Raw genomic sequence first — 21,891 nt, 5'->3', positions numbered from 1 at the left:
GATATTGAGCAGAAATTGCGCATTCTGTGGGGCTCCTGGATGATTCATGCCCCTTTTCTTGCTTTTGATTCCCTGCAGCTGTGCCGAGAAAGGCGCCCCATCTCCAAATATAACGACTCTGCCTTTGCCAAATTCCAGATATGCGCCGTTTACTAATCCTCTACCTGAAATATAGGGTATGGTGTCCGCCAAAGGCCTTTTTATTTGCGAAACATCGCTTGGAAGATATATGCTGTAATCCTCCCCCAATAGGGAAATAACGTAGGCATTTGGCGGAACAATAAACCCCGTCCCTCCCCAACACATAATACTGTCGATCTCTTCTTGAGTTTGACACGCACTTTCAAAAAAACACTATAAATCGGCCAATGACAGACGTATTGGGGGTTTGTCGGAAAAAAGTGTAGAGAGCCGATGTCAGCGGAGGCCCTTTACAATCAATTGCAGGGTGCTTATTTTTGTGTAATGGCTTTTTTGAAAGTAGAGCGCAAACCATCGGGCACCTATTTACGCATTCTGGAAAGCTACCGGAATGCCGAAGGCAAGCCGACCAGCCGGGTGCTGTATTCGTTGGGGAAAGCCGAAGATTATACCCCGGGGCAGCTTCGCAGAATGGGTATTCAGCTTTACGAACTGGGCGGAGGTGAAGTGAAAGCGCTTTTAACCGGTCAGATCGAAGAGCTTGCCCGTTACAATTACGGATTTGCCCAGGTTTATAAGCGGGTGTTTTCCCACTACGGGCTGGATATTCTTTTACGGCGGATCGCCCGCAAACAAAAGCTGGAGTTCGACCTGAGGAATGCCGTGCTATTGATGCTGCTGGAGCGGCTGCAGGAACCCTCGAGCAAACGAAGCAACTGGTTGAACCAGCAGGAGTACGCCGGGGTTGATCCGGTATCGCTGCATCATTTGTACAGGGCGCTGGATCGCCTGGCCGAGAACGAGCGTTTGATCCAGGAGCGGATCTTTCAGACCGGACGGGACATGTTCAGCCAGCGGCTGGACGTTGTATTTTACGACGTGACCACGCTTTATTTTGAGAGCGAGGTCGAGCAGGAAGGAGCGCTGCGTCAAAAGGGGTTCAGCAAGGACGGAAAAATAGGCCGCACACAAATCCTGTTCTGCCTGATGATCGATAAAGAGAAGAACCCGATCGGTTATCGCATCTTTAAGGGAGACACCTTCGAAGGGCACACCTTCGGGCAAGCGCTTTGCGATCTGAAAGCGCATTATCAGATCGACAAGGTCATCGTGGTGGCCGACCGGGGCATGCTCTCGAGAAAGAATATTGACCTGACCACCGAGAACGGCTTTGAGTTCATCGTGGGAGAACGGTTAAAAGCACTTCCCCGCAGCGTGCAATCAGCCTTGCTCGATCATTCGGCCTTTCAGCACGAATGGGTGTACTCCGATCACACCGGCGAGGAAATCAAACTCCGGTATAAGATGATCTCTCATGAGGGTCGAAAAATTATCGCCACCTGGTCGGCCAAGCGGGCCGCAAAAGACAAATCCGATCGGGAAGAACGGCTCCAGACTGCCCAAAAACTGCTGCAACATCCTTCGCTGATCGACAAAAAAGCAGGACGTTTCTTTCTGCAGAAGCAGGGCGGCGGGTCCTACGCGCTGGATCAGGAGAAAATCGCCCGATCAGAAAGATACGACGGGCTGCTGGCCATCAGCACCAACAATACCACCCTGAGCGTCCCGGCCGTGTTGGAACAATACAAACAGCTTTACAAAATCGAACATTCGTTCCGGACCTTTAAAAGCCACCTGGAAACCCGTCCGATGTTCCACTGGACCGACAAACGGATCCAGGGACATATCTGTCTTTGCTACATCGCCTTTACCCTGCAGAATTATGTTCTGCAGAAAATCAACCAATCCCAGGTGAAGCTCACCGAAAACGAGCTGCGCAAAACCCTGGAAAGAATGCAAGTGAGTTTGCTGCAACACAATCAGGAGCAAGTCTGCATTCGTTCCAAGCCCCAGGGGAAAGAAGCCGTTCTGCAGCAAAAACTGGGATTGAAACAACTCCCGCCCATTCTTCCCCAAACGCAGCTAGCTAATTACCTATAAATCCTCATTTGTAGAGAGCCAATCAGAGAACCCACTACTGAGTATCAGTTAGTTAAGTCCCAATCGTGTCAAACTCAAGGGGTATGGTGTCCGCCAAAGGCCTTTTTATTTGCGAAACATCGCTTGGAAGATATATGCTGTAATCCTCCCCCAATAGGGAAATAACGTAGGCATTTGGCGGAACAATAAACCCCGTCCCTCCCCAACACATAATACTGTCGATCTCTTTGCCGGGAGGGCCGGTAATCTTATTGGAGGTAAGTGTCTTTCTCTCCTTTGAAAATACCTCTGGCTGACCATCCCTTCTAAGTGCGAAACCGTTTATGACGTTTACTCCAAATCTTCCTGCCAGTTCATTAACAGAAGCCCCACATGGCATATGATCCGTTACAAGAAATAAACTGCCTCCATCTGCAACCCAATTTGACAATTCATTTATTTCTTCTTGAGAAAAGGCTGATCTCGCTGGCAGGTTCCAGTCTTCCATGTCATACATCGCATTCACGGTTACGTAGATCTTTGCTTTTTTAAGAAGCCCGAAACTTACTTTTTCTTTGCTGCTTACTACCTTATAGCCGTCACTTTCGAGTAGTTTACCAAAGGCGGCATAGGCTCCCTTCAATGTCGATGCATTATTATGCGCTTCATCAAATACGATTAGGGGGCCGCTTCCTACCTTGTATGCCGGCATAGGAACCGGATAGTTAAAAGTTTCATCTGCCACTTGCTGTGCTATCCCGTCTGGCGCCGAGAAGACGAATGCATACCAAATTAAAAGACATTGGCGAGCTAACTTCCGCATTCTCAATATTGCTTATTTTGCCTTGAGCCACACATCGTCTTTAAAACAGGTGACCTGCACGACTTCTCCATTGCTCAATAAAAATGTCAGCGGGAAAGTACCGTCTTCATTCAGAAAAAAGGTTTCCGACCTGGGGGTAAAGGTAATTTCTTTATTATCCCATAGCTGCTTTAACGTCAATCCTGCTGCTGAAGACCGGATATCGATCTTAAGGCTATTGTCATCTTTTAGGATGTAAGTTCCTTCGAGCCGTTTAAGTTGTGCTGCCGGTAATTGTTTGATTGTTTTGGGATCAAATCCGACTTTTATCGTTACGATTCTTCCCAAGAGCTTCGCGTAGGCCAACCGGCCGGAACTGTCTTTCAGGAACTCGATCTTATGACCTTCTTTTTTTGATTCAAAGTTTGTTTCATTGATCCGGATGAGCTGGTACTCTTTGTTATCCCATACTTGTTTAGCAAAAAGCGTATTGTCTTTTAGTTCGAACTGAATAAAACCTGCTTTACTGGGAAACTGGTAATATCCTGCGAACTTTTCCAGGGGAACCATTTTAGATTGCTGGCTATCTCCTTGTGCAATAACGGTAACACCTGCACGGGCGTGTGCTTGTCCAAAACAGTTCGTTGCAAGAAATGCGCTTCCGAATAAAATGCTACAGATGACCACACGGATTTTTGGAGCGATTGCAGACTTGAATGAGTTCATTGTGTTGATAATTATTTTTTTTTGATGCAATGATAACTCTCAAGTGATCAGAAGAAGTTCGGATGGATGCACATGAACAGAATTGCCGTCAACCGGCCGCTGAATTTGCTTTAATGTATTCTTTAGGGGTGAGATTAGTTGCTTTTTTAAAGGTAGTATAAAACGTAGTTTTGGAGTTGAAGCCAGCTCTGATAGCGACGCCGAGCATATCTAAATGCCTGGTGTCCTCCGATAATAGAAGTGATTTTGCTTCCTCCGTCCGTAATTCATTTATGAACTGATAAAAGTTTTTTCCAACTCCATTATTAAGGATATAGGATAGTTCATGGGTGCTGATGCCTATTTTATCTGAAAGTGCCGAAAGTGTCAGGCTTGGGTCGAGATATAGTTTATCGCCGACTGTTTTTCGCATTACTATATGTTTGAGTTCTTCAACTTGTTCAGGGGTAAGTCGTTCATTTAGCGCCTTTTTTGGTGTGATTTCCGATTTTTCCGCCGCCGGATATGTTTCAGTAGCATAAATTGATTTTTGAGAGAGTGTTAAATATGCCAAAAGGATTATCCCCAAAAAATATAGAATAGGGGAATAATAAGTTACGTGAATGTTGGATATGCTTAGTATACGGACGAAAATCAAGAATAACACGGAAATCAACAGATATCTCAGCCATTCCAGATCTATTTTTTCAGTAAAGGAAGCCACCATTTTTAAGTTTTTTTGGTGGCGGCGGAGCAGAAAGAAACAAACGATCCAGTAATAAACCGTCTGGCCAAAGAAAAAATACCGGACAATAAAGCGTATCCAGGGAGGCAATACGGGTAGATGGTTTTGGCCATTAAAGAGATCTGGCATTAAGTAGACCAGGGAAAATATAAGGAAAAGCAGGAAAGGCACGAAATGGAGAAGCCAGTCTTTTTTGAGTGAAGAAGGTGATACGTAATGGTTTACCGCCATATAAAGGCAGGGGAGCATAGCCCATCTTGGCAGTTCAAGCAGATGAATAAAGAAACCCCCACCAATTCCGAATCCTTCCAGGAAAAGTTGGGTAAAAGCGCATGCAAGGATACAATAGAATGCTCCAAGCCACCGGTTGGCTTGGGTATTCGTTTTATCGAACCCAATAAAAAGCAGGGATCCTAATAGCCATAATGCGCCTCCCGAAAAGGCATAGAAAGCAGCTAAGGTATTTATTTCAGACATCAGATATGTTTAGGTCGTTTCCGTAAATGTATGGTGTTTGCGTGAAAAGTATAAATTACTATGTTAAAGTAAATACGTCCGGTTTCTACTTTAGTTCGCCGTTATCCAATCGAACTAAAAAACACGGTTCCCTATTAATGGATTGGCTAATGACGGCTACTCCGACCGCAGGGACTTTACCGGGTTCATCAGCGCAGTCTTCACGGACTGAAAACTAACTGTAAGCAGGGCGATCACTACCGCCAATAGCCCGGCGAGGGCGAACATCCACCATTTCACTTCAATCCGGTAGGTGAAATCCTGCAGCCACCGGTTCATGATATACCAGGCAACAGGAGTCGCGAGGACGATTGCGATCAAAACGAGCTTGATGAAATCTTTGGTGTGTACGGAAAGTAACAATGTACATCTAATGGAAAATAAGGATGTACAACGAAAGTGGCTGTATCGGCAATAAGGATGCACGATGGGGCCAAAGGTAATGGATTAACTTAAAGTTTCAAAGATTGATTTGCGATGTTTCATCCGGTAGCTTTGCCCGGCATGCTGGATGACCTCACATCGATAAAGCAGTCGATCCAGCAAGGCGGTGGTCAACACCTCGTCACCAAGCACCTCGACCCATTGTTTGGGAGATTTGTTGGTGGTAATGACAAAAGAGGTCTGTTCGTGGAGCTGGTTGATAAAGTGAAAGAATAAATTCGCCTCAGTGCTGCTCTGGGGTGTCATCATCAGGTCATCGATGACAATGAGCTGGGCTTTGCACAATCGCCTGTAATCGGTTTTAGCACGAGCAGAAAGTTCCCGGGCCTTCAGGATATCGACGAGTTCCTGCATGGTGCGGAAGTAGGCGCGATAGCCCTGACCGATAGCCTGGTGGCAAAGTCCGGCTGCCAGCAGCGTTTTACCGGTTCCCGGGGGACCCATCAGGATGATATTAAACTGCTGATCCAGCCAGGAGAGCTCTTTCAGCTGCTGAAGGCGTGCGGGAGGAAGGTTTTCCTGCCCGGTGGTGTCAAACTGCTCCAGGCGATGTCTGGCGGGCAGGTGCGCCGCTTTTTTTCGACGCTCCAGATCCCGCTCCCGGCGCTGATCGATTTCGCTTTCCAGCAGGCGTTGAGCAAATTGCAAGTAGCTGATTCCCTCGCCTGCCGCCTGATCGGCCAGGGCCTCTACCTGGTAGGCCACGGCGCCTAAGCGCAGCAGCTGACACTGTTTCTGAATGGTTTCTACCGTGTTCATGTTGTTTGTTGTTTTAAGGATTCTCGTTAGTTTTCAAAGAAGCGTTCGTAAAAGTTGACGTCACTTTTGGCGGGGAGGATTTCCGCTTTTGTGAGACTGGCGGGATCCAGCAGTTTGATTTTATTTCCAGGGGAACACACCTGGTTTCGCTGGCTGCACGCGTTAAACAAGGCTTTAAAAGCCATGGCACAAAAGAGTTGCTTTTCCTGGCATTCCGAAAGGGCATCCTGTAAGGCTCCGGTATTGCCCGTGGCGGCCAGCTCGCGAATCACCAGCAAATGATCCCGCACGTAGCGGGGTTTGTCCCGCCGGATACGTTCCAGGAAGCCCGTGGCCGCTTCCGGCTGGTCAAACAAAGCGGCTATCTGGGTGATCAATTCGGTGATTTTGGCCGACTTATCCCGCTTATGATCGGTATTGATGATCACATTCCCGTTACCTGGGGGATCTGATGGCGGCACAATAGTTCCTCCGCAGTGGTGTAGACCAGTAAGGCGTCTCCTTCGCCGATGCGGAGCTTGAGGTAACTATTTTTTCCCCGGTAAGTCCCCTGAGGCACTGAATAGACATTCCCCCTGAAATTGAACGTATTGTTTTTGCGCACCGTACCCATCACCCAATCGCTCAGCAGACTGACCGGGGCCCAGGATTTCAGATGCTGTTTTTCAATTTCCCATTCCTCTGCCGGGATCTTCCCGGTGGTTCCGTGAGTCAAGGCATTCCCGGTGCGCTCCAGCCAGGCGATTCCCTGGATCTGCAGGGTGGGAAGGTCATGATACACCCTGCCATACAGAAAGTTCTTTTTCACGTAACCTACCACGTTCTCTACCTTACCCTTGCTCTGAGGATCCGCTTTGCGACAGAAGTAAAGCCCGAACTGTTGTTCAAAAACATACTGCTTAAAGCCTTGGGTCAACAGCAGATCGCCCAGCCGTTCATCCACCAGGAACAACCTGTCCTGATCGTAAACGATCTCCATGGGCATCCCTCCCAGGTAGGCAAAAGCGGCCTCATGGGCATCGATGGCTTCCTCGGTGGTAAAGGCACGATCCAGGAAATACAGGTATTTCATCCGGCTTCGCGATAGTACCAACGCCAGAAAATAGACCTTCTGTCGCCCGCCCCCAGCCTGTCGCAGTACGCATTGTCCGAAATCCACCTGTGCCTGAAACCCGTAGGGCAGTTCTTCCACCGGAAAGTACTCCCGGACTTTTTCTTCACAAGGAATCCGGTGCTTTCCCCGTACCCACATCACGAAGTTGTACACCGTGCGGGGACCTATGGTGGATGGAAAATCGGCGTGATGCTCTTTCAGCCAATCGTGTACCTGAGCGGTGCTGGCTGAGGGAAGGGTTGTCAGACGTTCTCTTACAAACTCTTCGTAAGGGGCCAGCAGCTTCCTGCGCTCTGTCTGTCCCAGCAGGAAAACCTCGAAGGCTTCCTCGTTCATTTGCGTATAGCGTCTCACCGTCCGGCGGTCAAGGCCTAAATCAGCGGCGATCTTAGAATAACTCTCTCCCGAGGTGTGTCTTTTTTGAATTTCGTGATACATGATCCAGTGATGAATGGTCTTTTTGTCCATCTTTGCAGCAGTTAAGTATTAGTTAAAACTGCCGCGAAACTGGCAACTTTTCAGCGGGGAGCGCGCTCCCCGCTGAAAAAATCGTGCATCCTTATTTTCCGAAATCCGGAAAACTGTGCATTGCTATTTTCCGATTCCTGTACATCGTTGTTTTCCGAAAACTGTACATTGTTATTTTCCGATCACACTTTGGACAGTAAGGTAATTACGCTCGAAACCGAAGCGCCTAAAACTTTGCGCACGCCAATCTCCTTTGTGCGCTTCTGGATCGTGTAGGTGGTCAGGCCAAAAAGCCCCAGGGAAGAAATAATGATTGATAAAACGGAAAAGGCATTGAATAATTTTCCCATCTGACGTTCGGTGGCGTATAATTTGGATAAATCTTCATTGACGAACCCGTAGGAGAAAGGGTAATCGTCGTAAATGTTGACGAAAATTTCCTTTAGTTGTTCGATGATGTGCTGAATATTGCCCGGAGATGTACGCATGACCAGGTATCCGCCGGAAAAATTATTTCTTATTACCAGTGGTTCTACCAATTGGCGCACCGGTTGAAAGTTAAAGTCGTTCACTACACCTATGATTTCCCCTTCTCTGCCGCCCATCGTAATTTTTTTCCCAATGGCTTCTGAAGGAGCGATGCCCATTATTTTTGTGGCTGTTTCGTTTACTACATAACTGCTGTCGTCTCCCTTAAAATCCCCGGAAAAGAAGCGGCCGGCGGCCAGGCGCATGCCGAACGTTTTTATAAAGTTCTCATCGGTCCGCAAGCGGAAGCCGATCACTTGTTTTTGCGGGTCCGCGCCTGGCCATGATAAGCGCCCTCCTGCGGTCAGGTACGTGGGCAAATGGTCGGTAATGGTGTATTCGCTGATGCCCGGATATTGGTCCAGCATAGCTTTCAATGCATCTTTATTGTCTTTCAGGTCGCCTACCTCCGGCATTTTCACATAGAGCAGGTTATTTTTATCGAAGCCGATATCCCTGTTTTTTATGAATTGCAGCTGTTGATAGACAACCAGTGTGCTGATCATTAAGATAACCGATATAACAAACTGCAGTACGATCAGTCCATTTCTGAAAGATCTTTTCCCGGCAGGGGAAGCCTGTGAGCCTTTCAGTATTTTTTGCAGGTTGAAAGATGATAAAACGAAAGCGGGATAACTACCGGATAACAAGCCCACGATGGCAGCCATTCCAAACAGGGCTCCCACCATTTTCATGCTGAACAAATTGAATGAAATTGATGTTGATGCAAGCTCATTAAAGAATGGGATCAGTAAAGCTGTCAGAGCAATTGCCAGGGCAAGCGAAGTAAAAGCGAGCAGGAGGGCCTCGCCCATAAACTGGAAGATAAGCTGGCCGCGCTGTGCGCCAACAGTTTTACGGAGCCCCACTTCTTTTGCCCTTTGCGAGGAAAACGCCGTGGATAAGTTTACGAAGTTGATACAGGCGATAAGTAAGATAAAGATAGCCACCAGGGAAAAGATCGTTACATGCCTGATGCTGCCCTGGCCCTCCACATCGAGCATGAAATCAGAACGGAGGTGAATATCGGTAAGCGCCTGTACCGACAGTGAGGACCTGGTGTCCGATTGATCATTTCTATTTTTAACCGCATTAATTTGTTTCTCAATTGCATTAATGGAAGCGGGCGTAATCTTGAAATTGCCGGCGAGCTGAAAATAAACATAGGCCGCATAATTATCCCAGACTTTTGCGTTACCCATTCTTTCATATAACTTCGTTGATAATAAGAGGTCAAATTGCAAATGCGAGCTGGAAGGGATGTTTTTGAGAACTCCCGTTACCCGCAGGTGAGTTCCTGTTATATCATTGTCTATAAAGATCGTTTTCCCGACCGCAGCCTGGGCACTGTTAAAGTATCTTCTGGCGGTTGCTTCGGTCAATACTACTGCGTCAGGTGAAGAAAGCGCGGTGAGCGCATTGCCCTCCAGTAAAGGATAGCTGAATATTTTCAGAAAGTTGGTGTCTGCAAAGTAGATGTTTTTTTCTTCAAACTTTTTGGTGCCTGCGGTGATCATTTCCTTCAAAGGGATCAGCCTTGTAGCGTCCTTAATGGCAGGTATTTCAGTTTTAATAGCTGTTGCCAGCGGAGGCGGAACTACCGCTGCTTTAACATCATCAGATAATTCAGCGGTCACACGGTATATTTTATCCGCGTTTGCATGGAACTTATCGAAGCTCAATTCGTTCTTCACCCATAAAAAAATGAACATGCTGCAGGTCATGCCTGTGGCTAACCCGAGAATATTCAGGCCGCTAAACAACTTGTTTCCTGCAAGGTTCCTGAACGCGATCTTGAAATAATTTTTTAGCATGGGCGCCGGTTTCCTGCTGTCTCCACAAGAAGGCTGCCATATCCGCAACCCTTTCAAAATGGCCTTAAAGGCGCATTGTCCCGGCACTTTGTCCGATTCCGGACACGTCCTGTTCTATTCCGGACACCGTTCTATTCCGGACGGTATTGCGGCGAGGCAGTAAAGCTGGCGCTATAGAAAAGTACAATGACAGCTTCGGCCAGCCTATTCCATGGGAAATTCGCCTTTGTGAGCTTTGCCTACGAGGAAAAACAGACAAAGAGAAAAAAATCAACGAACTTTGTCCCCGTTTAAGAATGTCAATCGTCATTAGTACGAACATTAAAATTTTAAACATGAAAGAATTTGCATTAATTTTCAGATTGAAAGACATTTCGGACTTCCAGGCATCGCCCGAGCAAATGCGCGAACGAATGGATTGGTTAGGAAGTATTGCCGCTCAAAACAGGTTGGCCGATAAAGGCAATACGCTCTTACCGCTTACAGAAAGTGCAAAAACCGTAAGGCCAAACAACGTGGTAACGGATGGGCCATTTACCGAGATTAAAGAATTTATTAGCGGTTACATTGTAGTAAAAGCTGAGACCATTGAGGAAGCGACAGAAATGGCAAAAGCAAGTCCGATTTTTGATCAGGTAGGTGGAAGTATTGAAGTTCGTGAAGTTTTAAAACGTGATTAATAGAAAATCAAATAACGGGCTTTTACCACACTTATTCCAACAGGAATATCCTAAAATGACGGCTGTTTTATGCCGTCATTTTGGTTTAAAGCATATTGAAATTGCCGAAGACATTACGAGCGAAACTTTTTTAAAAGCGGTCGAACATTGGACAACTAAGGGAGTACCGGCAAATCCTGCTGCCTGGCTTTATGCAGTTGCCAGAAACAAAGCCAAAGATTATCTTAAACGAATTGTTCTTTATGACACGCAAATTAAGGAAGCCATAGGGCCGAACGAAACGATAGAATATTTTGAGTTTAATGATCAAAATATTTCAGACAGCCAGTTAGCAATGATTTTCGCAGTTTGTAGCCCTGCAAATTCACCCGAAGCCCAGATTTGTTTGGCGCTTCAAATACTTTGCGGTTTTAGCACTGAAGAAATTACAGATGCTTTTTTGGCAAAACCTGAAACCATTAAAAAGAGATTGCAGAGAGCGAAAGCCAATCTCCGGAAGGATAATTTTCAACTTAAAAACTTAAGCGAAACGGAAATCAACTCCAGATCAGACACCGTTTTAAGAACTTTGTATATAATTCCCCCCGAAAATCGGACAGTAAGTTAAGTTAGAATTTTGATTAAATTTACTGTATCATGAGTAGGAGAAAGTTTACTTCGGAGTTTAAAGTCAAGGTGGTCATGGAGGCCTTGAGCGAGCGTTACACGATTCAGGAGCTTGGTCGCAAGTACGAGATCCATCCCACGCAGATCACTACCTGGAAGACTCAGTTTTTGAAAAATGCCAGCGCCGTTTTTGACAAACCAGTAAAGGATGCCAAAAGCGAGGCCCAGGAGAAGGAAGAGCATTATTTGAAGGTGATCGGCCAGCAAAAGGTCGAGATTGATTTTTTAAAAAAAGCCTTGTCATGAGCCAGGATAAACAGCAACGTCAGCGACATATTGACAAGGCCGGAATGTTGAGTATTGTCCGTCAGTGCGAGCTTCTTGAGGTTCCTCGCAGCAGTTTTTATTATAAGCCCTTGGGAGAAAGCGAGCTGAATCTGGAGCTTATGCGCCTGATTGATGAAGAATACCTGTTACATCCCTGGCTTGGGGTTCCTCGCATGACCACCTGGCTAAGGAAGGACAAAGGCTATAAGATCAATCCTAAACGCATTGAGCGACTTTACCGGCTGATGGGACTCTCGGCCACAGGCCCTAAGCCCAATACCTCCAAAAAAGGAAAAGGGGCCTTACATAGGGTATACAAATACCTGTTGAAGGGGCTCAAAATTGTGCGCCCTAATCAGGCGTGGGCCATGGACATCACCTATATTCCGGTGCAGGGCGGCTACCTGTATCTATGTGCCATTATTGATCTGTACAGTCGCTATGTGGTAGGCTGGTCGCTGAGCAACGCCATGAGCGCGGATTGGTGTAAACAGACCCTACAAGGAGCCATCGCCCGGCATGGTTGTCCGGAGATTCTCAATACTGATCAGGGAAGCCAGTTCACCGCTTATGAGTTCTGTGATTGGGTTACCCATCCTGAACGGGGAATCAAACTCAGTATGGACGGTAAAGGCCGGGCAATTGACAATATTTTCATAGAACGCCTGTGGAGAAGTGTCAAGTACGAACACGTATACCTGTTCCCGGCCAGCGACGGACTGGAATGCTACCGAGGCCTACAGGTCTATTTTGAGTATTATAATACCCAGAGACGACATCAGAGCCTGGATGACCAAGTCCCGTTGACCGTCTACGGGCAAGCACTAAAACAAGTGGCATAGTCCGGTAGGGTTATCAACAGCAAGAAGGTGGAAATTAAAAAGAGAAAGAAGCAAAGAGAAAAAGGGCGTGGATTTGTGGAAAACTCAACTGAGTTTACCACAAGCCCACACCACAACTACAACAAAGAAGCTTATTTATTTTTACAAAATACTGTCTAAACATCGGGGGGAATTATAGTATTTACTGTTTAATGAAGGTTATTTTTCTAAAACACATAATCATCAAATTAGAAAAGACCTTTGTTCCGAGGCTGTACGACTCACATTACTATTAACTGAAAATCCGTTGACAGACCTGCCGCAGACAAATGCTTTACTTGCCTTAATGTGTTTTCAAAGCTCGCGGTTGGAAGCAAGAACGGACCATAAAGGCGAAACTATTTTGTTTGATGAACAGGATAGAAGTTTGTGGGATAAATCACTTATTCACAAAGGAAATTATTACTTGGTAAAAGCTACAAACGGAAACGAAGTTACAAAATACCATTTGGAAGCTGGCATTGCTTATTGGCACACCGCTCCAACGGGCGAAAGTAAGTGGCAGCATATTCTGCAACTATATAATCAATTGGTACTTATCGAATATTCCCCGGTCACCGCATTGAACAGAATGTTTGCTTTTTCCAAGGTTTATGGGAATAAAAAGGCCATATTCGAAGCCGAAAAACTGAAACTGCTAACCAATAATTACTATTACCAATTGTTAGCTTATTTATATTCAGAAACGGATATTGCGAAAGCAGTAGCATACTACCAACAAGCTATTCAGCTAACGAAGTCCAAAGCCGAAAAACAAACGCTGGTAAAGAGGATTTCACAACTGAAAAAACAGGCGGTAAGGTAATAATTAACGCAATGTAGCCCTGGTAGGTATAATAACCTTATTGGGTTTTACCCTGAATTTATAGAGGCCGGTGTTTGAATCCCATTGTTTTGTTACGGGTACTATTCGCGTTCTTCTTGGCCCAACGCGCTGTTCGTTAAAATGAACATGATACACATAATACAATTCACCATCCAGTCCTTCAAAGAAATCGCCGTGTCCGGAGCCATTTTCACTTGAGTTTGACACGATTGGGACTTAACTAACTGATACTCAGTAGTGGGTTCTCTGATTGGCTCTCTACAAATGAGGATTTATAGGTAATTAGCTAGCTGCGTTTGGGGAAGAATGGGCGGGAGTTGTTTCAATCCCAGTTTTTGCTGCAGAACGGCTTCTTTCCCCTGGGGCTTGGAACGAATGCAGACTTGCTCCTGATTGTGTTGCAGCAAACTCACTTGCATTCTTTCCAGGGTTTTGCGCAGCTCGTTTTCGGTGAGCTTCACCTGGGATTGGTTGATTTTCTGCAGAACATAATTCTGCAGGGTAAAGGCGATGTAGCAAAGACAGATATGTCCCTGGATCCGTTTGTCGGTCCAGTGGAACATCGGACGGGTTTCCAGGTGGCTTTTAAAGGTCCGGAACGAATGTTCGATTTTGTAAAGCTGTTTGTATTGTTCCAACACGGCCGGGACGCTCAGGGTGGTATTGTTGGTGCTGATGGCCAGCAGCCCGTCGTATCTTTCTGATCGGGCGATTTTCTCCTGATCCAGCGCGTAGGACCCGCCGCCCTGCTTCTGCAGAAAGAAACGTCCTGCTTTTTTGTCGATCAGCGAAGGATGTTGCAGCAGTTTTTGGGCAGTCTGGAGCCGTTCTTCCCGATCGGATTTGTCTTTTGCGGCCCGCTTGGCCGACCAGGTGGCGATAATTTTTCGACCCTCATGAGAGATCATCTTATACCGGAGTTTGATTTCCTCGCCGGTGTGATCGGAGTACACCCATTCGTGCTGAAAGGCCGAATGATCGAGCAAGGCTGATTGCACGCTGCGGGGAAGTGCTTTTAACCGTTCTCCCACGATGAACTCAAAGCCGTTCTCGGTGGTCAGGTCAATATTCTTTCTCGAGAGCATGCCCCGGTCGGCCACCACGATGACCTTGTCGATCTGATAATGCGCTTTCAGATCGCAAAGCGCTTGCCCGAAGGTGTGCCCTTCGAAGGTGTCTCCCTTAAAGATGCGATAACCGATCGGGTTCTTCTCTTTATCGATCATCAGGCAGAACAGGATTTGTGTGCGGCCTATTTTTCCGTCCTTGCTGAACCCCTTTTGACGCAGCGCTCCTTCCTGCTCGACCTCGCTCTCAAAATAAAGCGTGGTCACGTCGTAAAATACAACGTCCAGCCGCTGGCTGAACATGTCCCGTCCGGTCTGAAAGATCCGCTCCTGGATCAAACGCTCGTTCTCGGCCAGGCGATCCAGCGCCCTGTACAAATGATGCAGCGATACCGGATCAACCCCGGCGTACTCCTGCTGGTTCAACCAGTTGCTTCGTTTGCTCGAGGGTTCCTGCAGCCGCTCCAGCAGCATCAATAGCACGGCATTCCTCAGGTCGAACTCCAGCTTTTGTTTGCGGGCGATCCGCCGTAAAAGAATATCCAGCCCGTAGTGGGAAAACACCCGCTTATAAACCTGGGCAAATCCGTAATTGTAACGGGCAAGCTCTTCGATCTGACCGGTTAAAAGCGCTTTCACTTCACCTCCGCCCAGTTCGTAAAGCTGAATACCCATTCTGCGAAGCTGCCCCGGGGTATAATCTTCGGCTTTCCCCAACGAATACAGCACCCGGCTGGTCGGCTTGCCTTCGGCATTCCGGTAGCTTTCCAGAATGCGTAAATAGGTGCCCGATGGTTTGCGCTCTACTTTCAAAAAAGCCATTACACAAAAATAAGCACCCTGCAATTGATTGTAAAGGGCCTCCGCTGACATCGGCTCTCTACACTTTTTTCCGACAAACCCCCAATACGTCTGTCATTGGCCGATTTATAGTGTTTTTTTGAAAGTGCGTGTCAAACTCAAGAAAAAGGCCATATTCGAAGCCGAAAAACTGAAACTGCTAACCAATAATTACTATTACCAATTGTTAGCTTATTTATATTCAGAAACGGATATTGCGAAAGCAGTAGCATACTACCAACAAGCTATTCAGCTAACGAAGTCCAAAGCCGAAAAACAAACGCTGGTAAAGAGGATTTCACAACTGAAAAAACAGGCGGTAAGGTAATAATTAACGCAATGTAGCCCTGGTAGGTATAATAACCTTATTGGGTTTTACCCTGAATTTATAGAGGCCGGTGTTTGAATCCCATTGTTTTGTTACGGGTACTATTCGCGTTCTTCTTGGCCCAACGCGCTGTTCGTTAAAATGAACATGATACACATAATACAATTCACCATCCAGTCCTTCAAAGAAATCGCCGTGTCCGGAGCCATTTTCACCAACAATGGAACGATGAAGAATGGGACTGTCTTTTTGCTTTATCCAGGGGCCGAAAGGAGAATCGGAAACCGCGTAGCCTACGGAATAATCTATGTTTTCGAAGTGGTTGGCTGAATAAAATAAGTAGTACTTGTCCTTTAACCTGATGACAGTTGGCCCTTCCATGATGGGTACCGACTTGTATGCAGGCGTGGCTTCCCATGGTTCCGTTTGATCAAAGCATTTTTTCAATGTTTCAGGCTTAATTTTTCCTTTTTTTAGGTCGAACTCGGCAACCCACAGATAATTACCTTCGTTAAACCGGACATGATAGAGGTAATACTTTCCATCGTCATCTTTGAAAACGAATGAGTCGATGTTTTTCTCTGTAATGTCGATAGGAGCCACTTCGTCCTGCCGGTATGGCCCGAGTACCGATGCCGAGCTGGCCAGAACCGTATGCTCATCGGCTGTATAAGTCAGGTAATACGTGTCATTTGCCTGGAAAATCTGCGGCGCCCAGAAACCCCGGGTACCATAGGTTTGATCTCCCCTGGTCAGGATCATGTACACTGAATCGTCTGCCGCGGCAGGCGGAGCCCAGGTTTTCAGATCTTTGGATTCCAAAACGGCAAACCCGGCAGGCCCTTCCCGGGTTCCTTTCGTCCCGGTAAGATAGTATTTATCGCCATTTACATATATCGTCGGGTCTGCAAAGAATATTTCTTGCTTGCGTTGCGCTGTCAGCTGCATCGCGCTGATAATAATAAGAGAACAGAAAATAGTGAATTTCATCTTTAAAACCCTCGCCTGGAATCGGTGGCAGGTACGTCCCACATAGCAGGCACCAACCCGTATTTCTTAAACCTTAAAATTACGATGCGATAATACTAAAATAGTTTTATTTTGGCTATAGGCGGGCATCCCGTATACATTCATTTTCTAAACCTGGTCATTTGAGCATTTCTTCAGCATCCCGGTACTGCTGGTCATTGACGTTGATGTATTCTTTGAAGCGCATCAGGTCTTTAAGGATTTCCCGGGCATGACGGGGGGCGAGATACATGTGGCGTTTGGCGAGTTCCATCATGGCATTGAATTTATAGGGCTGCTCCCGGTATTGATCACCCCAGCCAAGCGGTTCGAAACAGGCTATGGCTTTTTCCTGTTCCCCGTTTTTCTGACAGATAAGCCCCGCGTACCATGCAATTACCGGGTGAAGCTTGTCCTGCCGCAAATATTTCTCCGCCATCTTTAATCCGAATTTCAAAATGTCGCGGTCTTCCGATGAAGCTACCACTTCAAAGGCTGCCGGCGTTTGCCAGATGGTGTCGGATGGAAAATCGCCCATCAGCCTGCGCAGGAGGCTGTCAGCCGCTGATGCATCAGGATGGAATGAAGCGGGTAAAAACGATAAAGTCGCGGCTTTTGCGAACTTCTCTTCAATATGAAGCCTGGAGCCGGTTGATGTTGCCTGGACAAAATTTTTGAAGAAAGAACAAACCAGCAAGGAGTTAAAAGGGTTCCCGTATCCGAGTCGGATAGAAGCCGAAGGAAGGGCGCAGGGCGCAAGCATGATCAGTGTAAGGTCGTATGCGGGCACCCGCAGCAGGAGCGAGGCATCGTTATCACCATACCCGTAGACCCAGTGGATCTTCGTGCCTTCGAACTCGCTGGTGAACCACCCCATTCCGTAAGGGCTCCCCGGGTAAAAGGGCAGTGTGATTTGTTCGTATTGCGCAGCGGTCAATAAGTGATGCTGACTAAGCGCTGATGAATAGGTCACCAGGTCATTTACTGAACTCATCATTCCATAACCCGGCCCGCTTTGCAGGTTGTCCGGTTCAACCTCGGCGGGCACGAATTTACCGGCGGAATCATCCAGCCGGTAGGTCTGTGCTACCCATTTTTTCAAATGCCCGTGTTCCTTTCCGGCAAACCGCAGCAGGGTATGATCCATCTTTAGCGGCGTCAGTATCCGGCTTTGTATTTCATCGGTGAAAGGCCGAGTCAGGTCGCCCGGAACCCGCGTTTTACTGAGGGCGGAAAACACATTGAAAACGATGTTGAACTTACCGCCATTATAAACGAACTGCGTCCCCGGTGGATCGCTTTCGGACGTATGGCTGATAATCTGGGCGAGTGTGGTTTGCGGATCCCAACGTTCCTCGGTGAAATATTCGTTGGGATACATGGAAACAGGATCCTTTAAGGATAATTTTCCTTCTCCTTCCATTTGTTTGAGTGCAACGGCCGTAAACGATTTGGTAATCGACGCTATAGGAAAAATATGATCTGGCGTAAGAGATTCTTTGCACAGGGAATTAGGCGTGCCGGCCCCCTTGAAAAAAACGAGGCTGTCTCCACGGGCCACTCCAATCGCTAAAGACGGAAGCCGCAGAAGCCGGGCATAATCGTCTATGTCCTTCTCAAATGAATGCTTCCCACTCAAACGTACAGCAGAAGGCGCTTCTTTTTCATCGGTTTCGGAAGAAAAGTGATTACTGGAAACCAGGTAATAGCCGGCAGCCATCACGCAGGAAAGTATTAAGATAATCGGAAGTGATCTTCGCATGGCACTGGCTTGTCCGAACCGGGATAACAAATCTACATATGTTTCCGGAAAATGGCAAAAAAGCATAAGTTGCCGCAATCGCCCCCTTGAATTGTCGTTTTTACCGGTTTGGGATCAATATAATCAAAGTACTTTTGTAATAAATACTTAATCTTTTACATTATGACACCACAAATGATTTGGGCAAATTTAGGAGTAAGCGATCTGGAGCGGACCACTAAATTTTATACTGCCCTGGGATTTAAAGCCAACTGCGAACCCAATGGAGAGCTGACGAGCTTCCTTTTCGGTAAAAACAATTTCGTCATGCACTTCTTTTTACGGGATGTACTAAAAGCCAACCTTAATAGTGAAATATCCGATTCACATCAGGCAAACGAGGTTGTTTTTACGCTTTCTGCTGAGACGAAGGATCAGGTGGACACTTGGGCCAAAGAGGTAAAAGAAGCCGGCGGAAAAGTTGTTTCAAAACCGGAAGCGTTTGGCGAAGGGTATTATGGATTTGTTTTTACTGACCCGGATGGCCATAAGTTCAATGTGTTTTATATGTAGGGCGTTTAAAGTTCTTGTTATTCGCGATGCCGGCCTTTAAGACCGCATTGTCTCATTAATAAATGGCAATGTTTTTCAGGCCGGAAATGTTTAGATTAGCAGGGAACCATGTCGTCAATGATAAAACACGCTTTTAAAGCCCTTGTACTGAGTGCCCTATTTTTAAATGGCTGTGTTGTCGCCACGGGAATGGATGAAGGTTTGAAAAATGGCGACATAATTTTTCAAACTTCGACGTCTTCTCAGAGCAAAGCCATCCAGTTGGCAACGGGTTCAAAGTACAGCCATATGGGAATTATTTATTTCCGGGATAGTGAGTATTTTGTACATGAAGCCGTTCAGCCGGTAAAACTTACACCGTTGAGAGAATGGATTAACCGGGGTGAAAAAAAGCACTATGTTGTAAAGCGGTTGAAAGATGCTGATAGAGTCCTGACAAAACCGGTGTTGAAAAGAATGCAAGCTGTGGGAGAGGAGTTTTCAGGGAAAAATTATGACGTGTATTTCGAATGGTCGGATGAAAGGATCTACTGTTCAGAGTTGGTATGGAAAATTTACAAACAGGCTGCAGGAATTGAAATAGGCGAACTACAGCCGTTACGGAGCTTTGACCTGACCGACCCGGTCGTGGCTAAAAGCTGGTGGAACGGTATGGTAATAATATCCCATTGGATGAACAGGTGATTTCCCCCCAAAGCATATATGAATCGGAAAAGCTGATCCTGGTAGTGAAAAATTGAGAAAGAATGCTCGGTAAGTACTTTTATAATTTTGCCGTCTTCGCCAGCTTGCTGCAGTTACTGTTCTTTTTTCTTGCTCCCTACGGAGGGATTGCTGCAATTAGAAACAGCGTTAGGAGGGGATTTTACAAAGCAGAGGCCTATGCATGTATTGACGGACCAACAATCCATCAGGTTTTAGACATCATAAATAGTCTGATCGCTGTTGTTTATTTTGCATCCTTAGTTTTTTGTCTCGCAACATTGCTTTTTAAACGTTGGGATAAAAGAAGGAAATACGGAGCCTACTCTTTTCTGATTTCTCTTTCGGTCCTGGCGGGCGGCTTGTTATTGAGGGTGATTGGCTGCTAACACTAAGAAGTGACGAAAATCCCTTTCCCGATCAGGTGCTGACAGAGCCAGCGGTCAGTGCCTCGGCGTTTTTGTTTCTCATGACCTTTTCCTCCATCAATTCCAGTTGCCTGGTCAATTCACGCTTAATTCTTGAAAGGTTATAGACAACGACTAAACAGTATAATGCTATTCCGATGACCCCGGCCAGCGGTTTATTGATAGTCAGCGGCTCTTTAACAAATGGAATAATATCCAACCCTATATAAACACTCAAAGCCAGGATCAGGAATGAGAGGAAGCTCCAAAGCGGATATTCAAAGCTGCAACGAATCATTATTCCGCGGCCCTGAGCTGAAACGATACCTTTACATAGGATTGCCGAGCGAAAGAAGCGGTTTAAAGCTCCATATAAAAAGATCGAAAATTGGTTGCCGGCTTTTCTTCCCACAAAAGTTCTGTCAGATTTCTTATATAAGGACCTGTTGTACCCGAATTGTGGATTTAGTGACTGTCCGGCAGTTATTTTGTTTAATTCCTTCCAAAAGAAATCTTCGGAAACCCGTTCGAGGTAATAGTTCGTCGTGCTTAGTGGTATCATAAAGCCGGCTTATCGGTCTTATCCGGTTTGGCCGCCGGCGTCGGTTCGTGTTTCGGCTCGTTTGTTTTGGATAAGGAAGCCAAACCGCCCATCGCGCCCAGGTTCATGGAATCCAGGGCGGAACTTGGGACAATGACCATCGATCCTTTTTCTTTCAAGCCTTCAAATAACATATTCATGCCTCTCAGATGCAGTGCCACGGGATTGTCCCGGTACTGTTCGCTGGCTTTCGCGAATTTTTCGGCGATCTCGGTTTCGGCGGTCCCGAGGATGACCCTTGCGCGGCGTTCCCGTTCCGCCTGGGCTTCCTTGCTCATTGCGTCGGCCAGTGTTTGTGGAATGACAATGTCTTTTATTCCCACGTTCTGACAAGTAATGCCCCAGGGGCTGGTATTGTCGTCCAGCATTTTTTGAAGGACTTCCGCCACCTTATCCCTTTCCTGCAGCAGGTCGGCCAGTTCGTGTTTTCCTATTACATCCCTCAGCCCTGTCTGGGCAATATAGGAAACGGCTGTTTCGTATTCCTGCACTTCCAGGGCCGCTTTTTGAACATCCCAAACGGTCCAGTACACTACTGCATCCACATTTACAGGAACAGTATCTTTAGTCAGTGTTTGTTCCGCTACAAAGTCGGTAACCCGGACCCGCTGGTCAATGTAATTATCGATCTTATCAATAATAGGAATGATAAAGAATATTCCCGGCCCGCGAAGGCCCGTGTATTTGCCCATTCTTAAGACGACCGCTTTTTCCCATTGATCGGCTATTTGTATGGAAAAGGCAACAAAAAAGGAGATTATTAAAAAGGTAACCAGCAGGGTGACATTTATAAACGCTAAATAGTATAACCCGGCTGAAATGCCTAATAACACAATAAGTACCGTTGTCGAAATGGGATTGAAGCCTTTTTTTACACTTTTGTATGTTTTCATTTTATGGATTTTTAAGTTGGTCAATAATATCATCTATTGTAAATCCATAGCTGAAGGCGATGGATGTGAATTCATTGCAGATCTCCTTTAATTTGTCGCCCTTCTCTTTATCTGAAAGCTGGATCCTTATTTCGCTAATGAATGTCCCGGATCCTTGCTGGGTTTCTAAAACACGTTGAATTTCCAGCTCCCTGTAGGCTTTCGCCACGGTATTCAGGTTGATTTTCAGATCCACCGCCAGGGACCGGACGGTTGGCAACTGCTCTCCGGCTTTCAACTTTCCGGCAGCAATACCAAATCTGATCTGATCGATGATTTGCCGGTAAAAAGGGGTGCCGGTTTTAGGATCTAATTGGAAATCAATCATTATAATAGTATAATATTGTAATATATGTATAGTACAAATATACTATGTTTTTCCTCAATTCAAAATTTTTTTGCTTAACGCTCAGGGC

At 46.4% G+C, this 21,891-nt stretch carries 23 protein-coding genes; 9 read left to right on the top strand and 14 right to left on the bottom strand.

Translation table 11 applies throughout. From position 1 onward, the window contains the following. The first annotated feature begins 465 nt into the window (after positions 1–465). Complete coding sequence (locus tag FRZ59_RS15510; RefSeq protein ID WP_158640601.1) at positions 466–2,082, top strand: IS1634 family transposase; 1,617 nt, start codon at positions 466–468, stop codon at positions 2,080–2,082. A gap of 52 nt (positions 2,083–2,134) precedes the next feature. Here FRZ59_RS15510 and FRZ59_RS15505 read toward each other — a convergent pair whose 3' ends face one another. From FRZ59_RS15505 to FRZ59_RS15470, 8 genes are all read right to left on the bottom strand, one after another. Further along, positions 2,135–2,884 carry a DUF4350 domain-containing protein gene (locus FRZ59_RS15505; protein WP_147698369.1) on the bottom strand — a complete coding sequence of 250 codons (750 nt, stop codon included), beginning with the start codon at positions 2,882–2,884 and terminating at the stop codon, positions 2,135–2,137. Between the two features lie 12 nt (positions 2,885–2,896). Next, entirely contained in the window at positions 2,897–3,589 is a 693-nt protein-coding gene (locus FRZ59_RS15500) for a hypothetical protein (protein ID WP_132130808.1), read from the bottom strand. A gap of 88 nt (positions 3,590–3,677) precedes the next feature. Further along, positions 3,678–4,790: a helix-turn-helix domain-containing protein gene (locus FRZ59_RS15495; RefSeq protein ID WP_132130809.1), complete on the bottom strand. Its 1,113-nt coding sequence runs from the start codon at positions 4,788–4,790 to the stop codon at positions 3,678–3,680. Between the two features lie 156 nt (positions 4,791–4,946). Continuing rightward, positions 4,947–5,150, bottom strand: coding sequence for an ABC transporter permease (locus FRZ59_RS15490; protein WP_225975084.1), 204 nt, complete (start codon positions 5,148–5,150; stop codon positions 4,947–4,949). A gap of 126 nt (positions 5,151–5,276) precedes the next feature. Further along, positions 5,277–6,032 (bottom strand): IS21-like element helper ATPase IstB, encoded by a 756-nt coding sequence (istB, locus tag FRZ59_RS15485; RefSeq protein WP_132130813.1) that lies wholly within the window; start codon positions 6,030–6,032, stop codon positions 5,277–5,279. Positions 6,033–6,058: 26 nt separating this feature from the next. Continuing rightward, positions 6,059–6,460, bottom strand: coding sequence for a hypothetical protein (locus tag FRZ59_RS15480; RefSeq protein ID WP_147698368.1), 402 nt, complete (start codon positions 6,458–6,460; stop codon positions 6,059–6,061). After that, positions 6,457–7,614, bottom strand: a complete 1,158-nt coding sequence (istA, locus tag FRZ59_RS15475) for an IS21 family transposase (protein WP_147698367.1) — start codon at positions 7,612–7,614, stop codon at positions 6,457–6,459. Before istA ends, FRZ59_RS15480 begins: the two co-directional genes overlap by 4 nt. Positions 7,615–7,796: 182 nt before the next feature. Next, entirely contained in the window at positions 7,797–9,956 is a 2,160-nt protein-coding gene (locus FRZ59_RS15470; RefSeq protein WP_132130807.1) for an ABC transporter permease, read from the bottom strand. A 335-nt stretch (positions 9,957–10,291) separates the two neighbouring features. Between FRZ59_RS15470 and FRZ59_RS15465 the strand changes: the two genes are divergently transcribed. The 5 genes from FRZ59_RS15465 (at position 10,292) to FRZ59_RS15445 (ending at position 13,255) form a co-directional block, all read left to right on the top strand. Beyond that, on the top strand, positions 10,292–10,636 hold the full coding sequence (locus FRZ59_RS15465) for a YciI family protein (protein WP_132130806.1): 345 nt from the start codon (positions 10,292–10,294) through the stop codon (positions 10,634–10,636). Then, entirely contained in the window at positions 10,629–11,243 is a 615-nt protein-coding gene (locus FRZ59_RS15460; RefSeq protein ID WP_132130805.1) for a sigma-70 family RNA polymerase sigma factor, read from the top strand. The genes FRZ59_RS15465 and FRZ59_RS15460 overlap by 8 nt, the downstream gene beginning before the upstream one ends. A gap of 29 nt (positions 11,244–11,272) precedes the next feature. Further along, positions 11,273–11,548 carry a transposase gene (locus tag FRZ59_RS15455; RefSeq protein WP_132130832.1) on the top strand — a complete coding sequence of 92 codons (276 nt, stop codon included), beginning with the start codon at positions 11,273–11,275 and terminating at the stop codon, positions 11,546–11,548. Next, positions 11,545–12,411 (top strand): IS3 family transposase, encoded by an 867-nt coding sequence (locus FRZ59_RS15450; RefSeq protein ID WP_147698298.1) that lies wholly within the window; start codon positions 11,545–11,547, stop codon positions 12,409–12,411. The genes FRZ59_RS15455 and FRZ59_RS15450 overlap by 4 nt, the downstream gene beginning before the upstream one ends. 184 nt (positions 12,412–12,595) lie before the next feature. Continuing rightward, positions 12,596–13,255, top strand: a complete 660-nt coding sequence (locus tag FRZ59_RS15445; RefSeq protein ID WP_349290848.1) for a DUF6596 domain-containing protein — start codon at positions 12,596–12,598, stop codon at positions 13,253–13,255. A gap of 293 nt (positions 13,256–13,548) precedes the next feature. Here the strand turns inward: FRZ59_RS15445 and FRZ59_RS15435 are convergent, their stop codons facing one another. The 3 genes from FRZ59_RS15435 to FRZ59_RS15425 all read right to left on the bottom strand — a co-directional run bounded on the left by FRZ59_RS15435 (position 13,549) and on the right by FRZ59_RS15425 (position 18,281). Continuing rightward, entirely contained in the window at positions 13,549–15,165 is a 1,617-nt protein-coding gene (locus tag FRZ59_RS15435) for an IS1634 family transposase (protein WP_158640601.1), read from the bottom strand. 349 nt (positions 15,166–15,514) lie between these two features. Beyond that, complete coding sequence (locus FRZ59_RS15430; RefSeq protein ID WP_147698366.1) at positions 15,515–16,501, bottom strand: glycoside hydrolase family 43 protein; 987 nt, start codon at positions 16,499–16,501, stop codon at positions 15,515–15,517. 157 nt (positions 16,502–16,658) lie between these two features. Beyond that, complete coding sequence (locus FRZ59_RS15425; RefSeq protein WP_158640651.1) at positions 16,659–18,281, bottom strand: serine hydrolase domain-containing protein; 1,623 nt, start codon at positions 18,279–18,281, stop codon at positions 16,659–16,661. Positions 18,282–18,443: 162 nt separating this feature from the next. On the opposite strand from FRZ59_RS15425, the gene FRZ59_RS15420 reads away from it, so the two are divergent. From FRZ59_RS15420 to FRZ59_RS15410, 3 genes are all read left to right on the top strand, one after another. After that, positions 18,444–18,833, top strand: coding sequence for a VOC family protein (locus FRZ59_RS15420; RefSeq protein WP_132130714.1), 390 nt, complete (start codon positions 18,444–18,446; stop codon positions 18,831–18,833). Positions 18,834–18,950: 117 nt separating this feature from the next. After that, entirely contained in the window at positions 18,951–19,517 is a 567-nt protein-coding gene (locus FRZ59_RS15415; RefSeq protein WP_207910365.1) for a YiiX family permuted papain-like enzyme, read from the top strand. A gap of 62 nt (positions 19,518–19,579) precedes the next feature. Then, on the top strand, positions 19,580–19,924 hold the full coding sequence (locus tag FRZ59_RS15410; RefSeq protein ID WP_132130713.1) for a hypothetical protein: 345 nt from the start codon (positions 19,580–19,582) through the stop codon (positions 19,922–19,924). 31 nt (positions 19,925–19,955) lie between these two features. Here the strand turns inward: FRZ59_RS15410 and FRZ59_RS15405 are convergent, their stop codons facing one another. From FRZ59_RS15405 to FRZ59_RS15395, 3 genes are read right to left on the bottom strand one after another with little or no spacing between them, the layout of a single operon-like run. Further along, complete coding sequence (locus FRZ59_RS15405) at positions 19,956–20,504, bottom strand: hypothetical protein (RefSeq protein WP_132130712.1); 549 nt, start codon at positions 20,502–20,504, stop codon at positions 19,956–19,958. Continuing rightward, positions 20,501–21,436 (bottom strand): slipin family protein, encoded by a 936-nt coding sequence (locus FRZ59_RS15400; RefSeq protein ID WP_132130711.1) that lies wholly within the window; start codon positions 21,434–21,436, stop codon positions 20,501–20,503. The genes FRZ59_RS15405 and FRZ59_RS15400 overlap by 4 nt, the downstream gene beginning before the upstream one ends. A 1-nt stretch (position 21,437) precedes the next feature. After that, a complete protein-coding gene (locus tag FRZ59_RS15395; RefSeq protein WP_132130710.1) occupies positions 21,438–21,803 on the bottom strand; it encodes a GntR family transcriptional regulator in 366 nt (121 codons plus the stop codon). Positions 21,804–21,891 lie beyond the last annotated feature (88 nt).

The sequence above is a fragment of the Anseongella ginsenosidimutans genome, assembly GCF_008033235.1.
Classification (GTDB): Bacteria; Bacteroidota; Bacteroidia; order Sphingobacteriales; family Sphingobacteriaceae; genus Anseongella; species Anseongella ginsenosidimutans.
The sequence above is the reverse complement of the archived record's forward strand: the minus strand, read 5'-3'. Positions and strand labels throughout refer to the sequence as shown.

Excerpts from the sequence above, each read along its gene's own strand:
- FRZ59_RS15510 (WP_158640601.1), top strand. The coding sequence starts at position 466 with ATGGCTTTTTTGAAAGTAGAGCGCAAACCATCGGGCACCTATTTACGC.
- FRZ59_RS15505 (WP_147698369.1), bottom strand. The coding sequence starts at position 2,884 with ATGCGGAAGTTAGCTCGCCAATGTCTTTTAATTTGGTATGCATTCGTC.
- FRZ59_RS15500 (WP_132130808.1), bottom strand. The coding sequence starts at position 3,589 with ATGAACTCATTCAAGTCTGCAATCGCTCCAAAAATCCGTGTGGTCATC.
- FRZ59_RS15495 (WP_132130809.1), bottom strand. The coding sequence starts at position 4,790 with ATGTCTGAAATAAATACCTTAGCTGCTTTCTATGCCTTTTCGGGAGGC.
- istB (WP_132130813.1), bottom strand. The coding sequence starts at position 6,032 with ATGAACACGGTAGAAACCATTCAGAAACAGTGTCAGCTGCTGCGCTTA.
- istA (WP_147698367.1), bottom strand. The coding sequence starts at position 7,614 with ATGGACAAAAAGACCATTCATCACTGGATCATGTATCACGAAATTCAA.
- FRZ59_RS15470 (WP_132130807.1), bottom strand. The coding sequence starts at position 9,956 with ATGCTAAAAAATTATTTCAAGATCGCGTTCAGGAACCTTGCAGGAAAC.
- FRZ59_RS15465 (WP_132130806.1), top strand. The coding sequence starts at position 10,292 with ATGAAAGAATTTGCATTAATTTTCAGATTGAAAGACATTTCGGACTTC.
- FRZ59_RS15455 (WP_132130832.1), top strand. The coding sequence starts at position 11,273 with ATGAGTAGGAGAAAGTTTACTTCGGAGTTTAAAGTCAAGGTGGTCATG.
- FRZ59_RS15450 (WP_147698298.1), top strand. The coding sequence starts at position 11,545 with ATGAGCCAGGATAAACAGCAACGTCAGCGACATATTGACAAGGCCGGA.
- FRZ59_RS15435 (WP_158640601.1), bottom strand. The coding sequence starts at position 15,165 with ATGGCTTTTTTGAAAGTAGAGCGCAAACCATCGGGCACCTATTTACGC.
- FRZ59_RS15430 (WP_147698366.1), bottom strand. The coding sequence starts at position 16,501 with ATGAAATTCACTATTTTCTGTTCTCTTATTATTATCAGCGCGATGCAG.
- FRZ59_RS15425 (WP_158640651.1), bottom strand. The coding sequence starts at position 18,281 with ATGCGAAGATCACTTCCGATTATCTTAATACTTTCCTGCGTGATGGCT.
- FRZ59_RS15420 (WP_132130714.1), top strand. The coding sequence starts at position 18,444 with ATGACACCACAAATGATTTGGGCAAATTTAGGAGTAAGCGATCTGGAG.
- FRZ59_RS15415 (WP_207910365.1), top strand. The coding sequence starts at position 18,951 with ATGATAAAACACGCTTTTAAAGCCCTTGTACTGAGTGCCCTATTTTTA.
- FRZ59_RS15410 (WP_132130713.1), top strand. The coding sequence starts at position 19,580 with ATGCTCGGTAAGTACTTTTATAATTTTGCCGTCTTCGCCAGCTTGCTG.
- FRZ59_RS15405 (WP_132130712.1), bottom strand. The coding sequence starts at position 20,504 with ATGATACCACTAAGCACGACGAACTATTACCTCGAACGGGTTTCCGAA.
- FRZ59_RS15400 (WP_132130711.1), bottom strand. The coding sequence starts at position 21,436 with ATGAAAACATACAAAAGTGTAAAAAAAGGCTTCAATCCCATTTCGACA.
- FRZ59_RS15395 (WP_132130710.1), bottom strand. The coding sequence starts at position 21,803 with ATGATTGATTTCCAATTAGATCCTAAAACCGGCACCCCTTTTTACCGG.